The sequence below is a fragment of the Agrobacterium sp. GW821-FHT14E08 genome, from assembly GCF_058803865.1.
The window spans coordinates 1,481,486-1,498,141 of sequence record NZ_JBXAPJ010000001.1 but is presented as its reverse complement, the minus strand read 5'-3'; the positions used below and the strand labels follow the sequence as shown (position 1 = coordinate 1,498,141).

The 16,656-nt window shown below is 59.1% G+C and carries 20 protein-coding genes and 2 tRNA genes; 8 read left to right on the top strand and 14 right to left on the bottom strand.

The annotated features are described in order from the left end of the window. Positions 1 to 40: 40 nt before the first annotated feature. On the bottom strand, positions 41 to 394 hold the full coding sequence (locus AC1ROR_RS07500) for a nuclear transport factor 2 family protein (RefSeq protein ID WP_035223983.1): 354 nt from the start codon (positions 392 to 394) through the stop codon (positions 41 to 43). Between the two features lie 395 nt (positions 395 to 789). Here AC1ROR_RS07500 and AC1ROR_RS07495 point away from each other — a divergent pair, with 395 nt between their 5' ends. Further along, entirely contained in the window at positions 790 to 1,392 is a 603-nt protein-coding gene (locus AC1ROR_RS07495) for a J domain-containing protein (RefSeq protein ID WP_035223985.1), read from the top strand. A 30-nt stretch (positions 1,393 to 1,422) separates the two neighbouring features. On the opposite strand, the gene AC1ROR_RS07490 is transcribed toward AC1ROR_RS07495, so the two are convergent. Both AC1ROR_RS07490 and AC1ROR_RS07485 read right to left on the bottom strand, forming a co-directional pair. Next, on the bottom strand, positions 1,423 to 2,034 hold the full coding sequence (locus tag AC1ROR_RS07490) for a DUF922 domain-containing Zn-dependent protease (protein ID WP_498589018.1): 612 nt from the start codon (positions 2,032 to 2,034) through the stop codon (positions 1,423 to 1,425). A gap of 158 nt (positions 2,035 to 2,192) precedes the next feature. Further along, positions 2,193 to 2,648, bottom strand: coding sequence for a PRC-barrel domain-containing protein (locus AC1ROR_RS07485; protein ID WP_035223988.1), 456 nt, complete (start codon positions 2,646 to 2,648; stop codon positions 2,193 to 2,195). A 141-nt stretch (positions 2,649 to 2,789) separates the two neighbouring features. Here AC1ROR_RS07485 and AC1ROR_RS07480 point away from each other — a divergent pair, with 141 nt between their 5' ends. Beyond that, positions 2,790 to 3,224 carry a DUF1801 domain-containing protein gene (locus AC1ROR_RS07480; RefSeq protein ID WP_498589187.1) on the top strand — a complete coding sequence of 145 codons (435 nt, stop codon included), beginning with the start codon at positions 2,790 to 2,792 and terminating at the stop codon, positions 3,222 to 3,224. A 14-nt stretch (positions 3,225 to 3,238) separates the two neighbouring features. On the opposite strand, the gene AC1ROR_RS07475 is transcribed toward AC1ROR_RS07480, so the two are convergent. Together AC1ROR_RS07475 and uvrB are read right to left on the bottom strand one after the other, a co-directional pair. Beyond that, positions 3,239 to 4,207 (bottom strand): alpha/beta hydrolase, encoded by a 969-nt coding sequence (locus AC1ROR_RS07475; protein WP_498589017.1) that lies wholly within the window; start codon positions 4,205 to 4,207, stop codon positions 3,239 to 3,241. A 78-nt stretch (positions 4,208 to 4,285) separates the two neighbouring features. Then, positions 4,286 to 7,252, bottom strand: a complete 2,967-nt coding sequence (uvrB, locus tag AC1ROR_RS07470; RefSeq protein ID WP_498589016.1) for an excinuclease ABC subunit UvrB — start codon at positions 7,250 to 7,252, stop codon at positions 4,286 to 4,288. Between the two features lie 256 nt (positions 7,253 to 7,508). Here uvrB and AC1ROR_RS07465 point away from each other — a divergent pair, with 256 nt between their 5' ends. After that, positions 7,509 to 7,862, top strand: coding sequence for a DMT family protein (locus AC1ROR_RS07465; RefSeq protein WP_035223996.1), 354 nt, complete (start codon positions 7,509 to 7,511; stop codon positions 7,860 to 7,862). 90 nt (positions 7,863 to 7,952) lie between these two features. Then, positions 7,953 to 8,375, top strand: coding sequence for a GNAT family N-acetyltransferase (locus AC1ROR_RS07460; RefSeq protein WP_498589186.1), 423 nt, complete (start codon positions 7,953 to 7,955; stop codon positions 8,373 to 8,375). 36 nt (positions 8,376 to 8,411) lie between these two features. Here the strand turns inward: AC1ROR_RS07460 and AC1ROR_RS07455 are convergent, their stop codons facing one another. Then, on the bottom strand, positions 8,412 to 8,795 hold the full coding sequence (locus tag AC1ROR_RS07455) for a winged helix-turn-helix transcriptional regulator (protein ID WP_498589015.1): 384 nt from the start codon (positions 8,793 to 8,795) through the stop codon (positions 8,412 to 8,414). A 154-nt stretch (positions 8,796 to 8,949) separates the two neighbouring features. Here AC1ROR_RS07455 and AC1ROR_RS07450 point away from each other — a divergent pair, with 154 nt between their 5' ends. Further along, positions 8,950 to 9,561, top strand: a complete 612-nt coding sequence (locus AC1ROR_RS07450) for an NAD(P)-dependent oxidoreductase (protein ID WP_313616568.1) — start codon at positions 8,950 to 8,952, stop codon at positions 9,559 to 9,561. A 12-nt stretch (positions 9,562 to 9,573) separates the two neighbouring features. Next, on the top strand, positions 9,574 to 10,050 hold the full coding sequence (locus AC1ROR_RS07445) for a nuclear transport factor 2 family protein (protein ID WP_003495107.1): 477 nt from the start codon (positions 9,574 to 9,576) through the stop codon (positions 10,048 to 10,050). Between the two features lie 66 nt (positions 10,051 to 10,116). Here AC1ROR_RS07445 and AC1ROR_RS07440 read toward each other — a convergent pair whose 3' ends face one another. From AC1ROR_RS07440 to rlmB, 5 genes are all read right to left on the bottom strand, one after another. Beyond that, positions 10,117 to 11,481, bottom strand: coding sequence for a PepSY-associated TM helix domain-containing protein (locus tag AC1ROR_RS07440; RefSeq protein ID WP_498589014.1), 1,365 nt, complete (start codon positions 11,479 to 11,481; stop codon positions 10,117 to 10,119). Between the two features lie 46 nt (positions 11,482 to 11,527). Continuing rightward, on the bottom strand, positions 11,528 to 11,929 hold the full coding sequence (locus AC1ROR_RS07435) for a DUF2946 family protein (protein ID WP_498589013.1): 402 nt from the start codon (positions 11,927 to 11,929) through the stop codon (positions 11,528 to 11,530). Between the two features lie 69 nt (positions 11,930 to 11,998). Next, the gene (locus AC1ROR_RS07430; protein ID WP_035224010.1) at positions 11,999 to 12,592 is read right to left on the bottom strand and encodes a hypothetical protein; all 594 of its coding nucleotides are present in this window, start codon (positions 12,590 to 12,592) and stop codon (positions 11,999 to 12,001) included. A 6-nt stretch (positions 12,593 to 12,598) separates the two neighbouring features. After that, complete coding sequence (locus AC1ROR_RS07425) at positions 12,599 to 12,991, bottom strand: acyl-CoA thioesterase (RefSeq protein WP_003495115.1); 393 nt, start codon at positions 12,989 to 12,991, stop codon at positions 12,599 to 12,601. A gap of 76 nt (positions 12,992 to 13,067) precedes the next feature. After that, entirely contained in the window at positions 13,068 to 13,955 is an 888-nt protein-coding gene (gene rlmB / locus AC1ROR_RS07420) for a 23S rRNA (guanosine(2251)-2'-O)-methyltransferase RlmB (RefSeq protein ID WP_035224014.1), read from the bottom strand. A gap of 210 nt (positions 13,956 to 14,165) precedes the next feature. Here rlmB and AC1ROR_RS07415 point away from each other — a divergent pair. Together AC1ROR_RS07415 and AC1ROR_RS07410 are read left to right on the top strand one after the other, a co-directional pair. After that, positions 14,166 to 14,250: transfer RNA gene (locus AC1ROR_RS07415), tRNA-Tyr, on the top strand. Positions 14,251 to 14,275: 25 nt separating this feature from the next. Continuing rightward, a tRNA-Gly gene (locus AC1ROR_RS07410) sits at positions 14,276 to 14,349 on the top strand. Positions 14,350 to 14,389: 40 nt separating this feature from the next. Here AC1ROR_RS07410 and AC1ROR_RS07405 read toward each other — a convergent pair. The 3 genes from AC1ROR_RS07405 to AC1ROR_RS07395 all read right to left on the bottom strand — a co-directional run bounded on the left by AC1ROR_RS07405 (position 14,390) and on the right by AC1ROR_RS07395 (position 16,149). Then, positions 14,390 to 14,920 carry a hypothetical protein gene (locus AC1ROR_RS07405; RefSeq protein WP_498589012.1) on the bottom strand — a complete coding sequence of 177 codons (531 nt, stop codon included), beginning with the start codon at positions 14,918 to 14,920 and terminating at the stop codon, positions 14,390 to 14,392. A 116-nt stretch (positions 14,921 to 15,036) separates the two neighbouring features. After that, on the bottom strand, positions 15,037 to 15,390 hold the full coding sequence (locus AC1ROR_RS07400) for a hypothetical protein (RefSeq protein WP_308400449.1): 354 nt from the start codon (positions 15,388 to 15,390) through the stop codon (positions 15,037 to 15,039). A gap of 390 nt (positions 15,391 to 15,780) precedes the next feature. Further along, positions 15,781 to 16,149: a hypothetical protein gene (locus AC1ROR_RS07395; protein WP_035224019.1), complete on the bottom strand. Its 369-nt coding sequence runs from the start codon at positions 16,147 to 16,149 to the stop codon at positions 15,781 to 15,783. Positions 16,150 to 16,656: the final 507 nt, after the last annotated feature.

Sequence of the window (16,656 nt, the reverse complement as noted above, 5' to 3'; positions counted from 1 at the left end):
CCTTCCCCCATCAGTATTCTGTCGCCGCCTGCCTCAATGGCTAGGGCTTGATGTGGTAAAGTTTGTGCACGATCGACCAGTTGCCGTCGCGTTCCAGCAAAGACAGATATTCGTAGAAATCCATGCCGTCGAAACGCGTCTCCAGTTTCACCGAGGCGCTGTCGCCTTCCTTGTCGATGCCGAGGATTTCGAAGGTGGGGTCGTGGTCTGGCAGGCCGCGGTCGCTTTTTCGCATCTGGTCGACGAAATCCTCGAGCGACAGCCATTCGGTCTCGCCCTCGAAAGTCCCGACGATATTGGCGCGCGGATCGAAAACATCACGCATCAGGCCTTCATCCGCATAGGCCATGGCATGCACATAGTCCGTGACGGTCTGGGTAATGGTTTGCGGCATCGGATCATTCCTCCCTTCAGATCCAAAAGTTAAGCTTACACCCGTTGGCGACGTTCCACCATAACCCCCTGAAAACACGCCGGTTACGCCCCGTGCCATGCATGTCGCGATGGGTTGCGATATGCATGGCACGCGATGCGGATCATGTTTCGTCGTCGCTTTCCACAATTTTGTCCCGCCCGTGATTATAGTCGCCTTGGGTCCGACAAATTTCGGTATCAAGGGCTTTTCCGCCGGTCGTGACGGCGCATGCCGCAAGGCTTTTGTGTGGCTGTTGCGGGTTTAAGCGCCGGGTCGGGGTGCCGTGAGGGTGGATTTGGCTTATGATCCGCCCGTGCGCCGTACGGGGATGGTGTAAGGCGCGCGGGTAACAGTTTGCGTTTGAAGGTGTTTTTGTGATCGATCCTTATGTTTTGCTTGGCGTGGAACGCGATGCCGACGAGGCGGCGATCAAGTCGGCCTATCGGAAGGTTGCCAAGGCCGCCCATCCCGACAGCGGCGGCGATGGTGAGCAGTTCGCCCGCCTGCAGACGGCCTACGAGCTTTTGAAGGATCCGGTGCGGCGAAAGGTGTTCGACGATACCGGTTACGATCCGCAGCTGGCCGATGCCAAGGATCTCAAGGGCCTGCTGATGCTCGAAACGCTGGTCAATGAATTCATTCTGGACGAGCGCGAGCCCGGCAGCTTCGACCCCGTGGCCGCCATGCGTCGCAAGCTGACCGACGATATTCTGAAAAGCCGCTTCCATATTCTCGAGCTGGAACGCCACCGCACCCGGGTCCGCAAACATATGGACCGGCTGGGCAGGAAGCCGGAGACCGATGTGCTCAGTTCCATGCTGCGCGCCCGCAGCCAGTCCATCGCCGAAGCCATCCGCAATGCGGAAGCACAGATCGAGGCGATCGAGCAGGCCTACACGATGCTGGAAGGCTATTCCTACGAGCTGGAGAGCATAACGCTCGCCGAACCATTGCTGAAAGGCGAGGCGGCGGAGTAGCTTTCGCGCTTCAATCGCTTCGCTGCTCTGTCAGGGACCGTTGACCAGCGCGAGAATGAGCTGGTGCACCCGGCCACCCGGGGAAAGCTCGTCCCGGTCGAAATCGCGTCCACGCAGGCGCTGTTCGTTGGAAAGCTCGCCCAGCCGCTGCTGCAGGACAACGCGAACCTTCTGGCAGTTCGGATCGTTTTCCGCCCTGAGGCCAGTGCTGAAGGCCTCGATCTTCCTCACCATGTCGAGAATGTGTTCGCCATGCACACGTTCATGGGTTTCCACGCCGGAAATGAAGGTTTTCCAGCTGGCGGCGACAGCTTGCGGTAACTTGGCCGGCGCTTTCGGCCAGGTATAGATGATGGTGAGATTGGGCCGGGCCGTCGCCAGCACACAGGCGCCATCCGGCTGCGGGCGATAATCCCGACGCCATGTCAGCTTGAAGGTGGTGTGGGCAATGGCCTGCACGCCTGCGGTCGGGCCGCGCTCGCCGATGGACTGGTAAAGTGCTCCGCCGGTATCGCCGCTGATCGCATAGGTTTTTATTTGCTCGGCGGGTTTCCAGTCGGCCGCCTGTGCTGACAACGGAACGGCGCTCAGCAATATTGTGGCCGTGAGGATGGCGAAGGAAGAGAGATTTTTGGCGGGCACGCATCGATCCTTGGTGTCTTTCGCGCCGAAGATAGGCGAGAGGCGGGCGGCAAGGCAAGCGCCGTGCGCGCAGGATTGACGGTTGCGCCGCTGAACCCACTCAAGAAAAACCCCCGCGATGACGGATCGCGGGGGTCAAGCTTGCGACTGCAGGGGAATCAGTCGTCAAGCTTGTCGTAGTCGAGCTTGGGCGCGTTTTGCAGCGCTTCCTTGGTGGTGTCGACATAGGCTTTCCAGGTGCCGTTGTCGTTATGAACCGCGACGGAAGCCGGGTCGAGCACCACATAGCTCTTGTCGATGCCGAGGAAACCGCCGACGCTGGCGACCAGACCGATCACAGACTTGCCGTCGCCGATGACGACGTCTTCGATTTCACCGATATTTTCGTTCTGGGCGTTATAGATATCCAGACCGTCGAGCTGGGAGGCGGTGAGGTCGGTTTTCTGGACATTGACGAACTTCAGCGGGCCGGTGGCCTTGGTGCCCATAGTGATGCCGGGACCGGACAAGGTTGCGTCAGCGCCGACAGCAGGAGCCGTGGTGGCCGTCTGGGCAAAAGCCACGGAAGAGGAGAGCGCTGCTGCGGCAGCGAGAGCGATGACCTTGATTTTCATGATGTTTCTTCCCTTTGTATGCTGAACCTTGCGTTCGGTGAAGAAACGGCGAAGCGCGAATTTGGTTCCGCATGGGATGAAATGAAAATTTGGTCTATGCTGGCGCCGGGAGCGCAGGTGCGGCGAAATCTGGAGGAAGTCATGGTCAAAAACACGGTGGAAAAAGATGCGGAGGAGACCGCGCCGTCGGTTCTCATCGACCGGAAGATAGCGGAGCTCGGGGACTGGCGGGGCGAGACGCTTGCACATATCCGCGCACTGATTTTGAAGGCCGATCCGGATGTGACGGAAGAGGTGAAGTGGCGCGGCGTGCCGGTCTGGGAGCATGCGGGCATCATCTCCACCGGCGAGATCTACAAGAACGCCGTGAAGATGACATTCGCGAAGGGCGCCTCGCTGGCGGATCCTGCCGGCCTGTTCAATTCGAGCCTTGAGGGCAATACACGGCGGGCGATCGACTTTCACGAGGGTGATGAGATTGACGAGGAGGCGCTGATTGCGCTGATCCGGGCAGCGGTGGCATTGAACCTGGCGGGGAAAGCCGGGAAGAAACGGGCCGGAAGCCGTGCTGGATAGCGCCAGCGGGCGGGTCAATCCTTCGCGACGTCGGTTGTCTTGTCCCACTCGCCATCGATGAACTTCAGTGCATCAATGATCGAGACCTTCCAGACGGACCAGACATGATCGCCATCGGTGATCCGCAATTCGGATTTACGCTTGTCGGCCTGAAGCGTTTCGTGCAGGGCGATGGCGCCGCGCCATAGGAAGAAGCCGTCATCGTCGCCGACCGTCAGATAGGTGGCAGGCAAATCCTGGCTTTCGGCGACGTGTTGCGCGACGAGCGTGAAGACGTTCTTTTCATTAAACAGTCTTGCGTCGAAAGGGGTGCCGAAGGCGCCGGAGAAATGATCGCCGGTGGATGGCAGCACGATGCCGCTGGTGACGGTCGCGCGGTCGACCCGGTGGAAAAAAGCGCTGTCCTGAATGAGCTTTAATTCGGCAGGCGTCTTGTCGAGATCGGAGGCGGGAACATTCTGCCAGATGGCGCCCGACAGGCTGGCCACGGCGCCATAGAGGTCTTCATGGCCATAGGCGAGATGCAGGGCGCCGGAACCGCCCATGGAGAGGCCGGCGATGGCGCGGCCTTCGCGATCTTTCCGCACAGGCAGCGTTTTCTCGATCTGGTGGCGCAGATCGCCGGTCAGGGTCGTCTCGTAGTCGCCGGGGCCGCCGACAGCGGCGGAATCCACGTACCAGCTGTTCTTGACGCCCGGCATGACGACCACCAGCGGGCGAATGGTGCCGGCGGCGATCAGCGTGTCCAGCGTCTTTTCGATATTGCCGAGATCCCGCCAGCTGTTCTGGTCACCATCATGGCCGTGCAGGAGATAAAGCACCGGCCAGCCGTTTTCGGGCGGCGTGCCATCCGGTCGATAAATGTTGACGGGCAAGGGCGCGTTGAGGGCGGCACTGTGGAACGTGGCGTCCTCGATCTCTCCGGCAAAGGCGGTGCTGCAGGAAAGGAAGATGCATAGGGTCGCCAGATTTTTTCGATCCATGCCATGTCTCCCTGCTGGTCATTTTATAAAGGCCATGGACGGTCGCAGCGATGGTGAGCTGCGACGGCAGCCCAGCCTTCACCGCCCCGGCCGGCCCGTCTTGCCCTTGGTCCGGCTCTTGCGCTTCTGTTCGCCGGCATCCTCATAGGAACCCGCGCCGATCTTGCCACGCACCAGCGGCCGCGGATCATCCGTGGTCCGTTCGGGCTGGCCTTCGAGAAGCGGTGAGAACCGTTTGCCGGGTTCGGTTTCGGGCTTGTCGGGCACAGCGCCGCGCACGGGTTTTTCGGTCCTGCCCACCGTCATCTCGTCCAGTGTGTTCCTGCGGAACAGCGGTTTTCCCCCGTCAGAGCCGGGGCCCATTTCATCCAGCGAGGGTTTGGCGAAGAGGGACTTGCCGCTTTCGTTCGTTGCGGCAACCGCCTCTGTCCTGCCGGACGTCTCACCCTCAGAAGGGGAGATCGACAAGTGGCTGCGTCTGTTGTTTTTTCCGCCGCCTTCAACGGCGCGGGCCTCCTCCTTGGCCATGGGATCGTCCATGGTCGCCAGTTCGGCGGCCTTGAGGCGCTTGATTTCGTCGCGCAGGCGCGCGGCCTTTTCGAAGTCGAGATCGGCGGCGGCGTCGCGCATGGATTTTTCCAGCGCGTTGAGGTGGGACTGGAGATTGTTGCCGACCAGATGGCCACCATCGGCGAAGCCCTTGCCGGAAGTGCCAGAAATATCGGCCCTTACGTGATCTCGCTCATAAACAGAATCAAGAATATCCGAGATTTTTGCCTTGACCGATTCCGGCGTGATGCCGTGTTCGGCATTATAGGCCATCTGCTTTTCGCGGCGGCGGGAGGTTTCCTCCATCGCCCGTTTCATCGAGCCGGTGATATTGTCGGCATAAAGGATGACCTTGCCGTCGACGTTACGGGCGGCGCGGCCGATGGTCTGGATCAGCGAGGTTTCCGAGCGCAGGAAGCCTTCCTTGTCGGCATCGAGGATGGCGACGAAACCGCATTCGGGGATATCGAGGCCTTCGCGCAGCAGGTTGATGCCGACGAGAACGTCGAAAGCGCCGAGGCGCAGGTCGCGGATGATCTCGATGCGTTCCAGCGTGTCGATATCCGAGTGCATGTAACGGACGCGGACGCCCTGTTCATGCAGATATTCGGTCAGATCCTCGGCCATGCGTTTGGTCAGCACGGTGCAGAGCGTGCGGTAACCCTTGGCGGCGGTCTCGCGGATTTCACCGAGAACGTCGTCCACCTGGCTGCGGGCGGAACGTACTTCCACCGGCGGATCGATGAGGCCGGTGGGGCGGATGACCTGTTCGGCGAAGACGCCGCCCGATTGCTCCATTTCCCATGAGCCGGGTGTGGCCGAAACCGCGACGGTGAGCGGGCGCATCGCATCCCATTCCTCGAAGCGCAGCGGCCGGTTGTCCATGCAGGAGGGCAGGCGGAAGCCATATTCGGCCAGCGTTGCCTTGCGCCTGAAGTCGCCGCGATACATGCCGCCGATCTGGCTGACGGAGACGTGGCTTTCGTCGATGAAGAGCAGGGCGTTGTCGGGGATATATTCGAACAGGGTCGGCGGCGGCTCGCCGGGGTTACGGCCGGTGAGGTAACGCGAATAGTTCTCGATGCCGGCGCAGGAGCCGGTCGCTTCCAGCATCTCGATATCGTAGCGGGTGCGCTGTTCCAGTCGCTGGGCTTCCAGCAGTCGTCCTGCTTTCTCAAGTTCGGCGAGGCGGACCTTCAACTCTTCCTTGATCGACTTGATCGCGCCGTTCAGCGTCGGGCGCGGGGTGACATAGTGCGAATTGGCGTAAATCTTGACCGATTGCAGGTCGCCGGTCTTCTGGCCCGTCAGCGGGTCGAATTCGGTGATGGAATCGATCTCGTCGCCGAACATCGAGATGCGCCAGGCGGCATCTTCAAGGTGGGCGGGGAAGATTTCGATGGTATCACCGCGCACCCGGAACGAACCGCGCTGGAAATCCATGTCGCGGCGTTTGTATTGCTGGGCCACGAGGTCGGCGAGAAGCTGGCGCTGGTCCAGCCGGTCGCCCACCTGCATCTGGAAGGTCATGGCCGTATAGGTTTCCACCGAGCCGATACCGTAGATGCACGACACCGAGGCGACGATGATGCAGTCGTCGCGCTCCAGCAGCGAGCGGGTGGCGGAGTGGCGCATCCGGTCGATCTGTTCGTTGATCGAGGATTCCTTCTCGATGAAGGTGTCGGAGCGCGGCACATAGGCTTCCGGCTGGTAATAATCGTAGTAGGAGACGAAATATTCCACCGCATTGTCGGGGAAGAAGTTCTTGAACTCCGAATAGAGCTGCGCGGCCAGCGTCTTGTTGGGGGCGAGGATGACGGCCGGGCGCTGTGTGGCCTCGATCACCTTGGCCATGGTGAAGGTCTTGCCCGAGCCGGTGACACCGAGCAGGACCTGGCTGCGCTCGCCGGAATTGATGCCTTCCAAGAGGTCACTGATGGCCGTCGGCTGGTCGCCGGCCGGCTTGTAGTCCGAGGCCATGCGGATGGCGACCCCACCTTCCGATTTCGGCGGCCGGGCCGGGCGGTGCGGTGTCCAGAGCTTGCCGTCCTTGAACAGCGGATTGCCGCTCTCGATCAGTTTCGACAGCGCATCCACCGTGGCGGTGACGGCGCCAGGCGCGAGATTGGCGGCTTCCTCCAGCGACACGTCCATGCCCGCAACCGGATTGAGACCGGCAGCGGCGCGGGTTTTCGGATCGCTCGATGCGCCGATGGAAACACCGCGCGCGGTCTTGGAGGTCGTGGTGTTCTTTGCGGTTTTGGTGGCTGCCTTTTCCGCTTCCTTGCGGGCCTCGATCTCGATCTTCTTGCGGTGCTTACCCGCTTTCGAGGCGATTTCGCGCTGGGTTTCCACCGAGCCCGCCTCTGCCTCCGCCTCAAGCTGCTTCACCCAGTCGGCGACGCTGCCGCTGAGCGGCGCGCCTTCAAACGACGATTGCGGGGCTTCCTCGAAGCCGGAGTTCGAGGGCGAGGGATTTTTCGGTGATCTGGCCATGGGCGAAATATGGAGGGAGTCACGCGCAAAGGGAAGAGGATGCCGTGAAAAAATGAGTACAAAAAGGAAACGAAGCCTGCGGAACAAAATCAGGGCGGATGCGTTGCGTAGCGGCTGAATGCAGCTTTACCGAAACCTGTCGAAAATCGATTCCGGTTTTCGCGCCGATGCGCTAGAGCAAATCCATACGGGCAGAATGATGGTTGCGTTTTCAAACTGCCTTTCATGACCTCCCTCCCTATTTTCAGGAACCATCATGCCGTTCTCGATCAGCCCCGCCCACATCTGGCCTGTCCTGATGCTCATCGCCTCCAATGTTTTCATGACTTTCGCCTGGTATGGGCATCTCAAGCACAAGGGCAGCGCGCTCTTCCTGGCGATTGTCGCCAGCTGGGGTATCGCCTTCTTCGAATATATGCTCGCCGTTCCCGCCAACCGCATCGGCTCGGAGGTCTATTCGACCGCACAGCTCAAGACCATTCAGGAGGTCATCACGCTTGCGGTCTTCGCGCTGTTCTCGATCTTCTGGCTGAAAGAAAGCATCACGATCAACCATGTGATCGGTTTCGCACTGATCGCCTTCGGCGCTTCTTTCATCTTCCGGTCTTGAATGGGCAACTGCCACCCGTCTGCCAGCCGCAACAACCGAGGTTATGTGTCGATGAAAATACGATCTGCAAAACTTGATGACGCGGCTGGAATGGCGGCGGTTCAGAACGAGATATTCGCCGCCGGTCTCCGAAAAGCGCCAACGGATATTGATACGGTGCTGGCAAATTACATTCAGCACACGGACCGCATCGAATGTTCGATCGCCGAGGATGAAAACGGTCGCATTCTCGGGTTTCAGTCGCTGCGTTACGCGCAGGCCGACAACCCTTATGACGTTGCGGAAGGCTGGGGCATCATCGGCACTCATGTCAGCCCGCATGCGGCGCGAAGAGGCGTTGGATCCGCTCTCTTCGCGGCGACGCGAAAGGCGGCGGAGGTTCGCGGCCTGAAAAATATCGACGCCAGCATCGGTGCGGACAATCTGCTCGGGCAGAATTATTATGACGCGATGGGTTTCACCACCTATCGCCAGCCGGAAGGGCTGGTCTGCAAGGTTTACCGGCTCGCCTAGTCATCGTTTGCGAGCCGGCGTCCCACCGCTCGGCGCTCAGCTGCGATTGTCGTTTTCGGAATATTGCTGACGCGCCCTGCAGATGCGGACGTGGTTTTCATCGGCCCATTGCACCAGCAACTGCATCGGCACCAGGAATGAACGGCCGAGATTGGTGAGTTCATATTCCACGCGCGGCGGCACTTCGGCATAAAGCGTGCGGCGGATGAAGCCGTCTTCTTCCAGCCGCTTCAGGGTGCGCGACAACATCTGCTTGGAAATATCGTCGATCCTGCGGTTCAGCTCGTTGAAGCGCAGCACGCCGCCCTGCAGGGCTTCCAGAACCAAAAGGCTCCATTGATCGCCGATACGGTCCAGCACGTCGCGGATGGGGCAGGGCTGATCGAAAGGAAAAACTTCTTTCGTCTGCGTATCCGCCATGTTCTTACCCCTTGCCCTTTTTACCCTTGCAGGTCATCGCCATGTGACCAGATCAGCCGCCGCTGACTTCTTGCGACTACGGCTGCGATACCATAGCTCTTGTTCGCGGTCTATAATCTAGACCGGTAACGATAGTGACAAGAGGAAAGAAGCCATGGCTAAAATCGCGCTCATCGGCGCTTCCGGCAATGCCGGGTCCCGTATTCTGAAGGAACTTTCCGACCGGGGACATCAGGTGACGGCAATCGCCCGCAATCCCGAAAAGATCGCCAGCCTGCCGAATGTGGTGGCAAAGAAGGGCGATGTTTTCGATCAGGCAGGGCTTTCGGAACTGCTGAAGGGTCACGATGCCGTGATCAGCTCGGTGCATTTCACCGCCAGCGATCCAGCAACGCTGATCGAGGCCGTGCGCGCTTCCGGCGTTCAGCGCTATCTCGTGGTCGGCGGGGCTGGCAGTCTCGAAATCGCACCGGGCCAGCGCGTGGTCGACCTGCCGGATTTCCCGGCCGCCTACAAGGCCGAGGCCACCAAGGGCGCGGAGTTTCTGGATATTCTGAAGCAGGAAAAACAGCTCGACTGGACCTTCCTGTCGCCGTCAGCCGAATTCGTGCCGGGTGAGAGAACCGGCAAATTCCGTCTCGGCAAGGATAGCCTCCTCAGCAATGACGAAGGCAGCCGTATTTCCTTCGAAGACTATGCCATCGCGCTCGTCGATGAAATCGAGAAGCCGCAGCATTCCCGCCAGCGTTTCACCATCGGTTATTGAGAGGTATCACCCATGAATTTCGTAACACGCCGTCTTGCCATCGCCGCTTTCGCTCTCGTGCCCGCCTTGATGGCTGCGCCCGTTCTGGCGCAAACCGCAACGCGGGATTTCGCGCAGGAAGAAGCCAATCGCAAACTGGTGATCGAGTTCTACGATACGGTCTTCAACAAGCATGAGGTAGACAAGGGCGCCGCCGTCCTCGTCGACAGCTACAAGCAGCACAACCCGATGGTGCCGGACGGCAAGGCGCCGTTCGTCAATTATTTTACTGGCTTCTTCAAGGAGAATCCGCAGTCGAAAGCGCGGATCGTGCGTAGCGCCACGGATGGCGATCTGGTCTATCTGCACATTCATTCGACGGAAAATGAAAGTGATCGCGGCAGGGCCATCGTCGATATTTTCCGGGTCACCGATGGCAAGATCACCGAGCACTGGGACGTGATCCAGGAGGTTCCGGAAAAGGCGGCGAACAACAATACGATGTTCTGAGGCGGCTTCCGCTCTCTGGCCAAAAGCATGGAACCGGCCGGGATTGCTCCCGGCCGGTTTGTCTTTTCAGAGCGCGCGTCGCCTCTGGCGGGCCTGAACGGCCATATCCAGCGCCAGCATTGCCAGCAGGCTCGCGCCCACCAGCGGGAACACGATGCCGCCGATGGCGAGCAGAGCGATTAGGCCACGCAGGACGCGTTTTTCCTGGGGCAAAGGCGGCACGCCGAGTGAACCTTTCGGGCGACGCTTCCACCACATGATGCCGGCGGATACGGCAAGCAGGATGATGCCGATACAGGCCATCACGAGTACGATCTGATTGGCGAGGCCATATTGCTGGCCCAGATGCACATTGATGCCCCATTCCAGCGCCTTGCCGAGCGGGCCGTAATCGGCATAACTCATGTCGATCAGGGGTTCGCCGCTATATTGATCGAGATGGACGACGCGCTGTTGCGCCAGATCGTCCGGATAAATCGAGCCGCTATAGACCCCTGTCGGTTTTCCCGGAAGCGCCACCGCATAACCGGGGGCAAGGCCAAGTCCGTCGAAACGGGCGATTGCCTCATCTATTCCGATCGGCCGGCTTTCGGCAGCGGCCGTCGATTCCGGAATTTTTGCCTGTTCCAGCGACCAGCTCGTTTTTGCCACGTGATCGAGATGGTCGCCCGACATGGGAACATCGGTGCGCACCCCCGCCGGATATCCAAAATTGCTGCCATTTGCCCATTCATTCACCTTCGCACCCCACACGCCCGACCAGGGCATGCCGGTAACGGCAAGGAAGACGATGAGAAAGCCGACAAAAATGCCGGTGACGGCATGGGTATCGCGCCAGAACACCCGTTTTTTCGGTGTGCCGCGCACCGTGACGACGCCACCCGTCTGCTTGCGTGGCCACCAGAGATAGATGCCGGTAGCGACGAGGAGGATGGACCAGCCGGCGGCGATCTCGATCAGATAACGGGTGTAGGTGCCGAAATATTTCAGGCTGTGCAGGTAACGGATCGTCCACATGACGGTGCCGCGATCCGGCAGTGAGCCAGTTACCTGCGCCGTATAGGGGTTGACGTAGACGGCGCGTTTACCATCCGCCGTATTGACGGTGATTTCCGTTGAGGCGCCCGGATCGGCAGGTGTCGTATATTTGACTGCCGTGCCTGGAACGGCTGCGAGGGCTGCCGCCACGATCTCGGAAGGCAGTGCTTTGGGGGCGTCCTGCACCACCTCTATGCGCTTCAGATCCGAATGAATGAGATTGTCGATTTCGTCGCGAAACAGATAGAGCGCGCCGGTTACGGCGAGCGATATCATGAAAGGCAGGACGAAGAGGCCGGCATAGAAGTGCCAGCGCCATACGGCGCGGTAAAGATTGACGGACGAGGAATGCGCAGGCGCGCGCTCGCCCTCGAAAGAGGTCGTAACGGACATGAATGTCTCCGCAAGAAGATTGATTTTCCGGCGAGCCGGGAAGGTCTCAGTTTTGCGGAGCGGAAGGCGGCGCGCGCGGGCGCGATTCCAGATTGGGTGGTGATGGCGGCAAGGCCGCGTCGAAGTTCACAAAAGCGACTTCGTCCGTCGGCGTGATTCTGTCCGCCCGTTCGACAGGCGTGACCGGAAGCGTGGCGATCGTGGCCGATGCCAGACGGCAGAGCGTGCCGCAGCAGTCCGCGGCAATCTTGCCGGCGGGGTCCTGCTTGCCGCCGCCCTCAGGCATATGGCTGGAACAGATGATCTCATCCGCGGCAAGCGCGGCCATCGCCATATTGCCGCTGGTCAGGCCATTGGCGAGACCCTGCAAAAGGAAAAGCAGAACCGCCAGCGTGGCGATGGCGCCAGCCGAACTCCTGTCCTGCATGATCCTGCGAATGAATCCCATGGAATCGAAATGTCATATTTGCGGCGAATTGTCACCGCGACACAATGACGAGAGTGGCGAAGTCTTTCTTCAGGCCAGCAGGTCGTAGGTGCGGAAAATCCAGGCGATCTGATAGATCAGCGCGAAAACCACAAGAAACCGGTGAAAGCGGCGATTATCGATGAAGACCGCCAGCGTGAACAGAATGACGTAAATGGCTGTACGGATGAGATATTCCGCGCCGAGGGAGGAGAGGTAGTCCTGTCCCTTCAGCAGCGTGTCGCCGACATCCGTAATAAAAAGCGCTGCCAGAAAAGCGAAGAACCAGCTTTTGCGCGAAAAGAAATAATCCTCATATCCCTTATATTCCTTCATCTCCGTCGGAAACAGCAGCACGCAGAGGAAATAGAACAGCGAGCAGAACAGGATGAGGAAGAGGAAAGCGCCGAAGCCCAGCACGTGGCCGGTGGCGGAAAGCCGATGTTCCCACCACCAGAAATGCACCAGCATCAGGAATAGAAACGCCACCCAGCCGATATGCAGGGGATAGATGCGCTCCTTCTTGGGATGCTGGACGAAACCGGCGAGACCGGTCAGCAGGCGGGCGAGGCTGAGGCCGACCACCATGCCCATGACGGCACGGATGTGCGAATAGGCTTCCGCAGCGTTGACGGCGGCCTCCATGGTGCCTTACTCCGCCGCAGGAATGGGCGTCGGTTGCCCGTGTTCGTCCATCGCCACCATGATGAAGGTGCCGGCGGTGACCTTTTCAAGCTTGTCGTAACGCGACCGCTGGGCCCAGGCTTCCACGGTCAACGTGATGGAGGTGCGGCCGACACGGGCGATATCGGTATAGATGGAGAGCGTGTCGCCAATCTTCACCGGCAGTTCGAAGGCCATTTCCTTGACCGCCGCCGTAACGACGCGACAGCGCGAACGCTCCGCCGCGCGGATGCCGCTCGCCAAGTCCATCTGGGACATGACCCAGCCACCGAAAATATCACCGGCCGGATTGGCGTCTGCCGGCATGGCGAGCGTTCTGAGCGTCAGCTCGCCGGTCGGTTTGATGGGCAGGTCGGTCATGTCTCAATTTGCTCCTTGCGAATGTCAGAGGCGCAGCATGCGTTGCGCTTTGCGATTTCGCAAGGAAGGGAAAGCCTCAGGACGAGGCTTTGCCCAGAAATTGCTGCGTTGCGTAAAGGGCGATGGCCGCCGCGTTCGATACGTTGAGCGATTTGATCTCGCCAGGCATATCGAGACGGGCGAGCGCAGAGACGGTTTCGCGTGTCTTCTGGCGCAGTCCCTTGCCTTCGGCGCCCAGGACCAGCGCGATCTTTTTGCCGCTGAAGGTCTGTTCGATGGGGGCGGGGCCCTCCGAATCCAGTCCCACGGAGAAGAAGCCGAGCTTGTGCAATTCGCCCAGCGCATCGGCCAGATTGGTGACCTGGATATAGGGGATGAGTTCCAGCGCGCCGGAGGCGGATTTCGCCAGCACACCTGACTCGGTCGGGCTGTGGCGCATGGTGGTGATGACGGCGCCGGCATTAAAGGCGACTGCCGAGCGCATGATGGCGCCGACATTATGCGGATCGGTCACCTGATCAAGCACGAGGATGAGCGGGCTGTCCTGCAAGGCGTTGAGCTTCTTGACCGGCAGCGGCTTGGTTTCCAGCATCACGCCCTGATGAATCGCCTCGGGGCCGAGTACCTTGTCGATATCCTGCGGCGAAACCATCTCGACCGGGAAGGGCTGGGCATCCGCTTCGCCGATATCCAGACGCGCAAGGGCGTTCTGGGTGACGGACAGCTTGATCAGCTGCCGCTCGGGATTGGCAAGCGCCGCACGCACGGTATGCAGGCCGTAAAGATGGACCTGATCGGGTGCCAGCTGCGGTGGCTTCCAGTCATCCGCACCGCGGTTCCTGCGCTTCGGCTGCTGCGGGGTTGGAATTTCGCCCCGCTCGCGTTTGGCATCGCGCACGGCACGGCGCAAGGTGGCGTAATGCGTGTCGCGGGTGGATTTGTTGTTGGGATCGTCTTTGCTCATGGCGCCTTATATCTCCGGGAAGAGGCGTATACCAGCCCCCGCGATAATCCACAGGGCGGTAAAGATGTTTGAATTTTTTCCCGAAAATTCGTGAAAGGGCGTGTTGACAGAAACGAACGAGGCCGTCATATACGCGCCACAGACGACGCAACGGCGCTTCGCCGCAGCGAAATCTGAAAGAGCTTGGTCGCTCGATCCTAGCAGAAAGCTGGAGGGATGCCCGAGTGGTTAAAGGGGACGGACTGTAAATCCGTTGGCTACGCCTACGTTGGTTCAAATCCAACTCCCTCCACCATTCTGCACGGATCGAAATCACCACCGCGGGTATAGCTCAATGGTAGAGCAGCAGCCTTCCAAGCTGAATACGCGGGTTCGATTCCCGCTACCCGCTCCATATTTTTCAACAACTTACATCAATGCCGTGTCAGAACGTGTCAGGTTCTGTTTTTCTCTCTGGCTTCGGCTATCTTCCTGCTCGTTTCCAAACCATCGCCACGGCTGTAGCGCCTAGTCGTCTTTGTCGTCGTGTGCGTTGCCAAATCTCTTGCAGCTTCCAGCGATCCCGTCGCTTCGACTGTTTCTGAAACAGCACCAGCGCGAGAGTCCATCGACCACACGTTTGATGGAACGCCGGCAGCATTTCTCACCTTCTTAAATTTCTCGGTGTATCGATTATTCCAGTAGGGCTTTCCGTAGTCTTCATCTATCACGAGGCGGCCGGCGTGTGCTCTGCGATGCTTATCGCCGCCGGTACATTCGTCTATTGCACGCTCAGTAACCGCCAAGACCGCATTGAAGGCACCTTTAGCCTGTTTTCCGATAAGACTGTTTCGCGCCAAGAGATGGATTGGCGGTAAGCACGAGGCGCGGAAGATCGGCAAAGAATGGAAAGCTCCATCGCCGCCATCCGGAATGACATAGTGCCCCGATCTGAGCAGGAGCGCATGTGGGAGATCATTTCGCATCGGCTTGACCGTTTGGAACGCCCCCAACCTTGACAGTATCCTTGTGCGGGTAGTGCGCCCAGAAAGCGCCAAGTCGATGGTTCGCCCTTCGATCTGCAGTACCTGGCGGCGTGCTTTTAGTTGCCCGGCTGGACGTGTTTCCCCGTCCTGTAAATGACCTGCCCGTTGACGACGGCTCGCTCGTACCCTCTGCCACCGCCTTGATCGATCCATTCTCTGCTGTTTCCGGAAGGATCTCTTTGCGGCCCCCTCTCCGGTCGAACATAATCATGGCGGTCACGGTCACGACGCACATAGTCGCGACGATTGTAATTGCGCCGGTCGTAGTCGCGGTAGTATCGTTCACGCTCATTGGAACGATACTGAACGCTCGACGCGTAGTAACCGCCCGATTGATATCCGCTGTCATCCACGCATCCAGAGAGGATACCGACGGACAACATACCAATTGCTAAGCTTAATAGTCTCATGATTTCGACTCCCGATGAGTGACTTAACGTCGACAAAGCGTCGCAGTTCCATGGACAATGACGTTTGCGATCTTAACCAGGGGTGAATGCTCAATTGTGGCTTGCGACGGTCGAGGACATTTCCAGTGCGCACGACGATTATAGGACGAGTTGCCTCGGTAGCGATGGTGGCAATATTTGGTAACGGGGATTCGCCCTAACGGCCAATGCTTCGGCCTCGCGCTTCTGTCGAGCGACGCGAGTTATCATCTGGGCGGCTCCTTGTACGGACAATGCACCCAGCAATGCCAGGATGACTTGTCGGCCTTCGATCAAGAATACCCGAAGCCGCCCCATTCCTTACACCCCGGATGCTCGCACCAATGGTTCTCGTGGATGCCGTCACCGGCCTTATTGGTCTGATCGCTCATTGTCCGGATCCCATTTATTGTTGATCTTCACACGGCATTTCGCCCGTATCGGGGAAGGCATCAGCGCGAAGAAGTATTCTTCCGCTCGTTGAACGGCAAGCCGGGCGGTCTTCTCCATTCCCTGGTCAAGGCGCCCGTCGCTCAGACGATTAAATGGAACGGCATCGCATCCAGACCACACCCACATGCCCTTACTCTGGCCGGCCATTTCTCTTCTGATCGCGGCGGCCTGTATACCCTCTATCTTGGCGGTATACATTTGCACGATGCCGCCGGTAGTTGGGCAAACCAGATCGGGCCACATCAATTTCGATTCAAGCTTAGGCTGGTATTTCTCATCTTCGCGCACGGGCTTTCCCTCCTGTGACAGAGTTTCGTTTTCCCTTGATGTTGTGATGCGCGCCGCCCTGCGCTGAACCTGATTATGGGATAGGTGGGGAGGGAGTCAACACCGTGAACAAAACGTGTCCTCTATTCATGTTCGGAGAGGAACGTAAAAAATACATAGTGACACGGCACCATTGACATCATTGAACAATATGGAAGCCTTCCGAGCTGAATACGCGGGTTCGATTCCCGCTACCCGCTCCACTTTTTCCCGAACGATCATTCACGTCCAGCATACGCTTATTTTGCCGCGTTTTTTCGCGCGCGCTCCGTGTAATCGCATGCGGTGACATCAAGCAGTGTTGGCCGTAAAAATCACTGTATTCTCCAGCGTTGATGGAAACCGCGCCAGTGCGCGGCATTGGAGACACCCGGACGGAATGTCCGGCGGTGTTCTTATGGTTTCTTTATTTCTTAGACGGCGCAGGCCAATCGAAATCCTATGATGATTGGCACTAGGGTGGAGCAT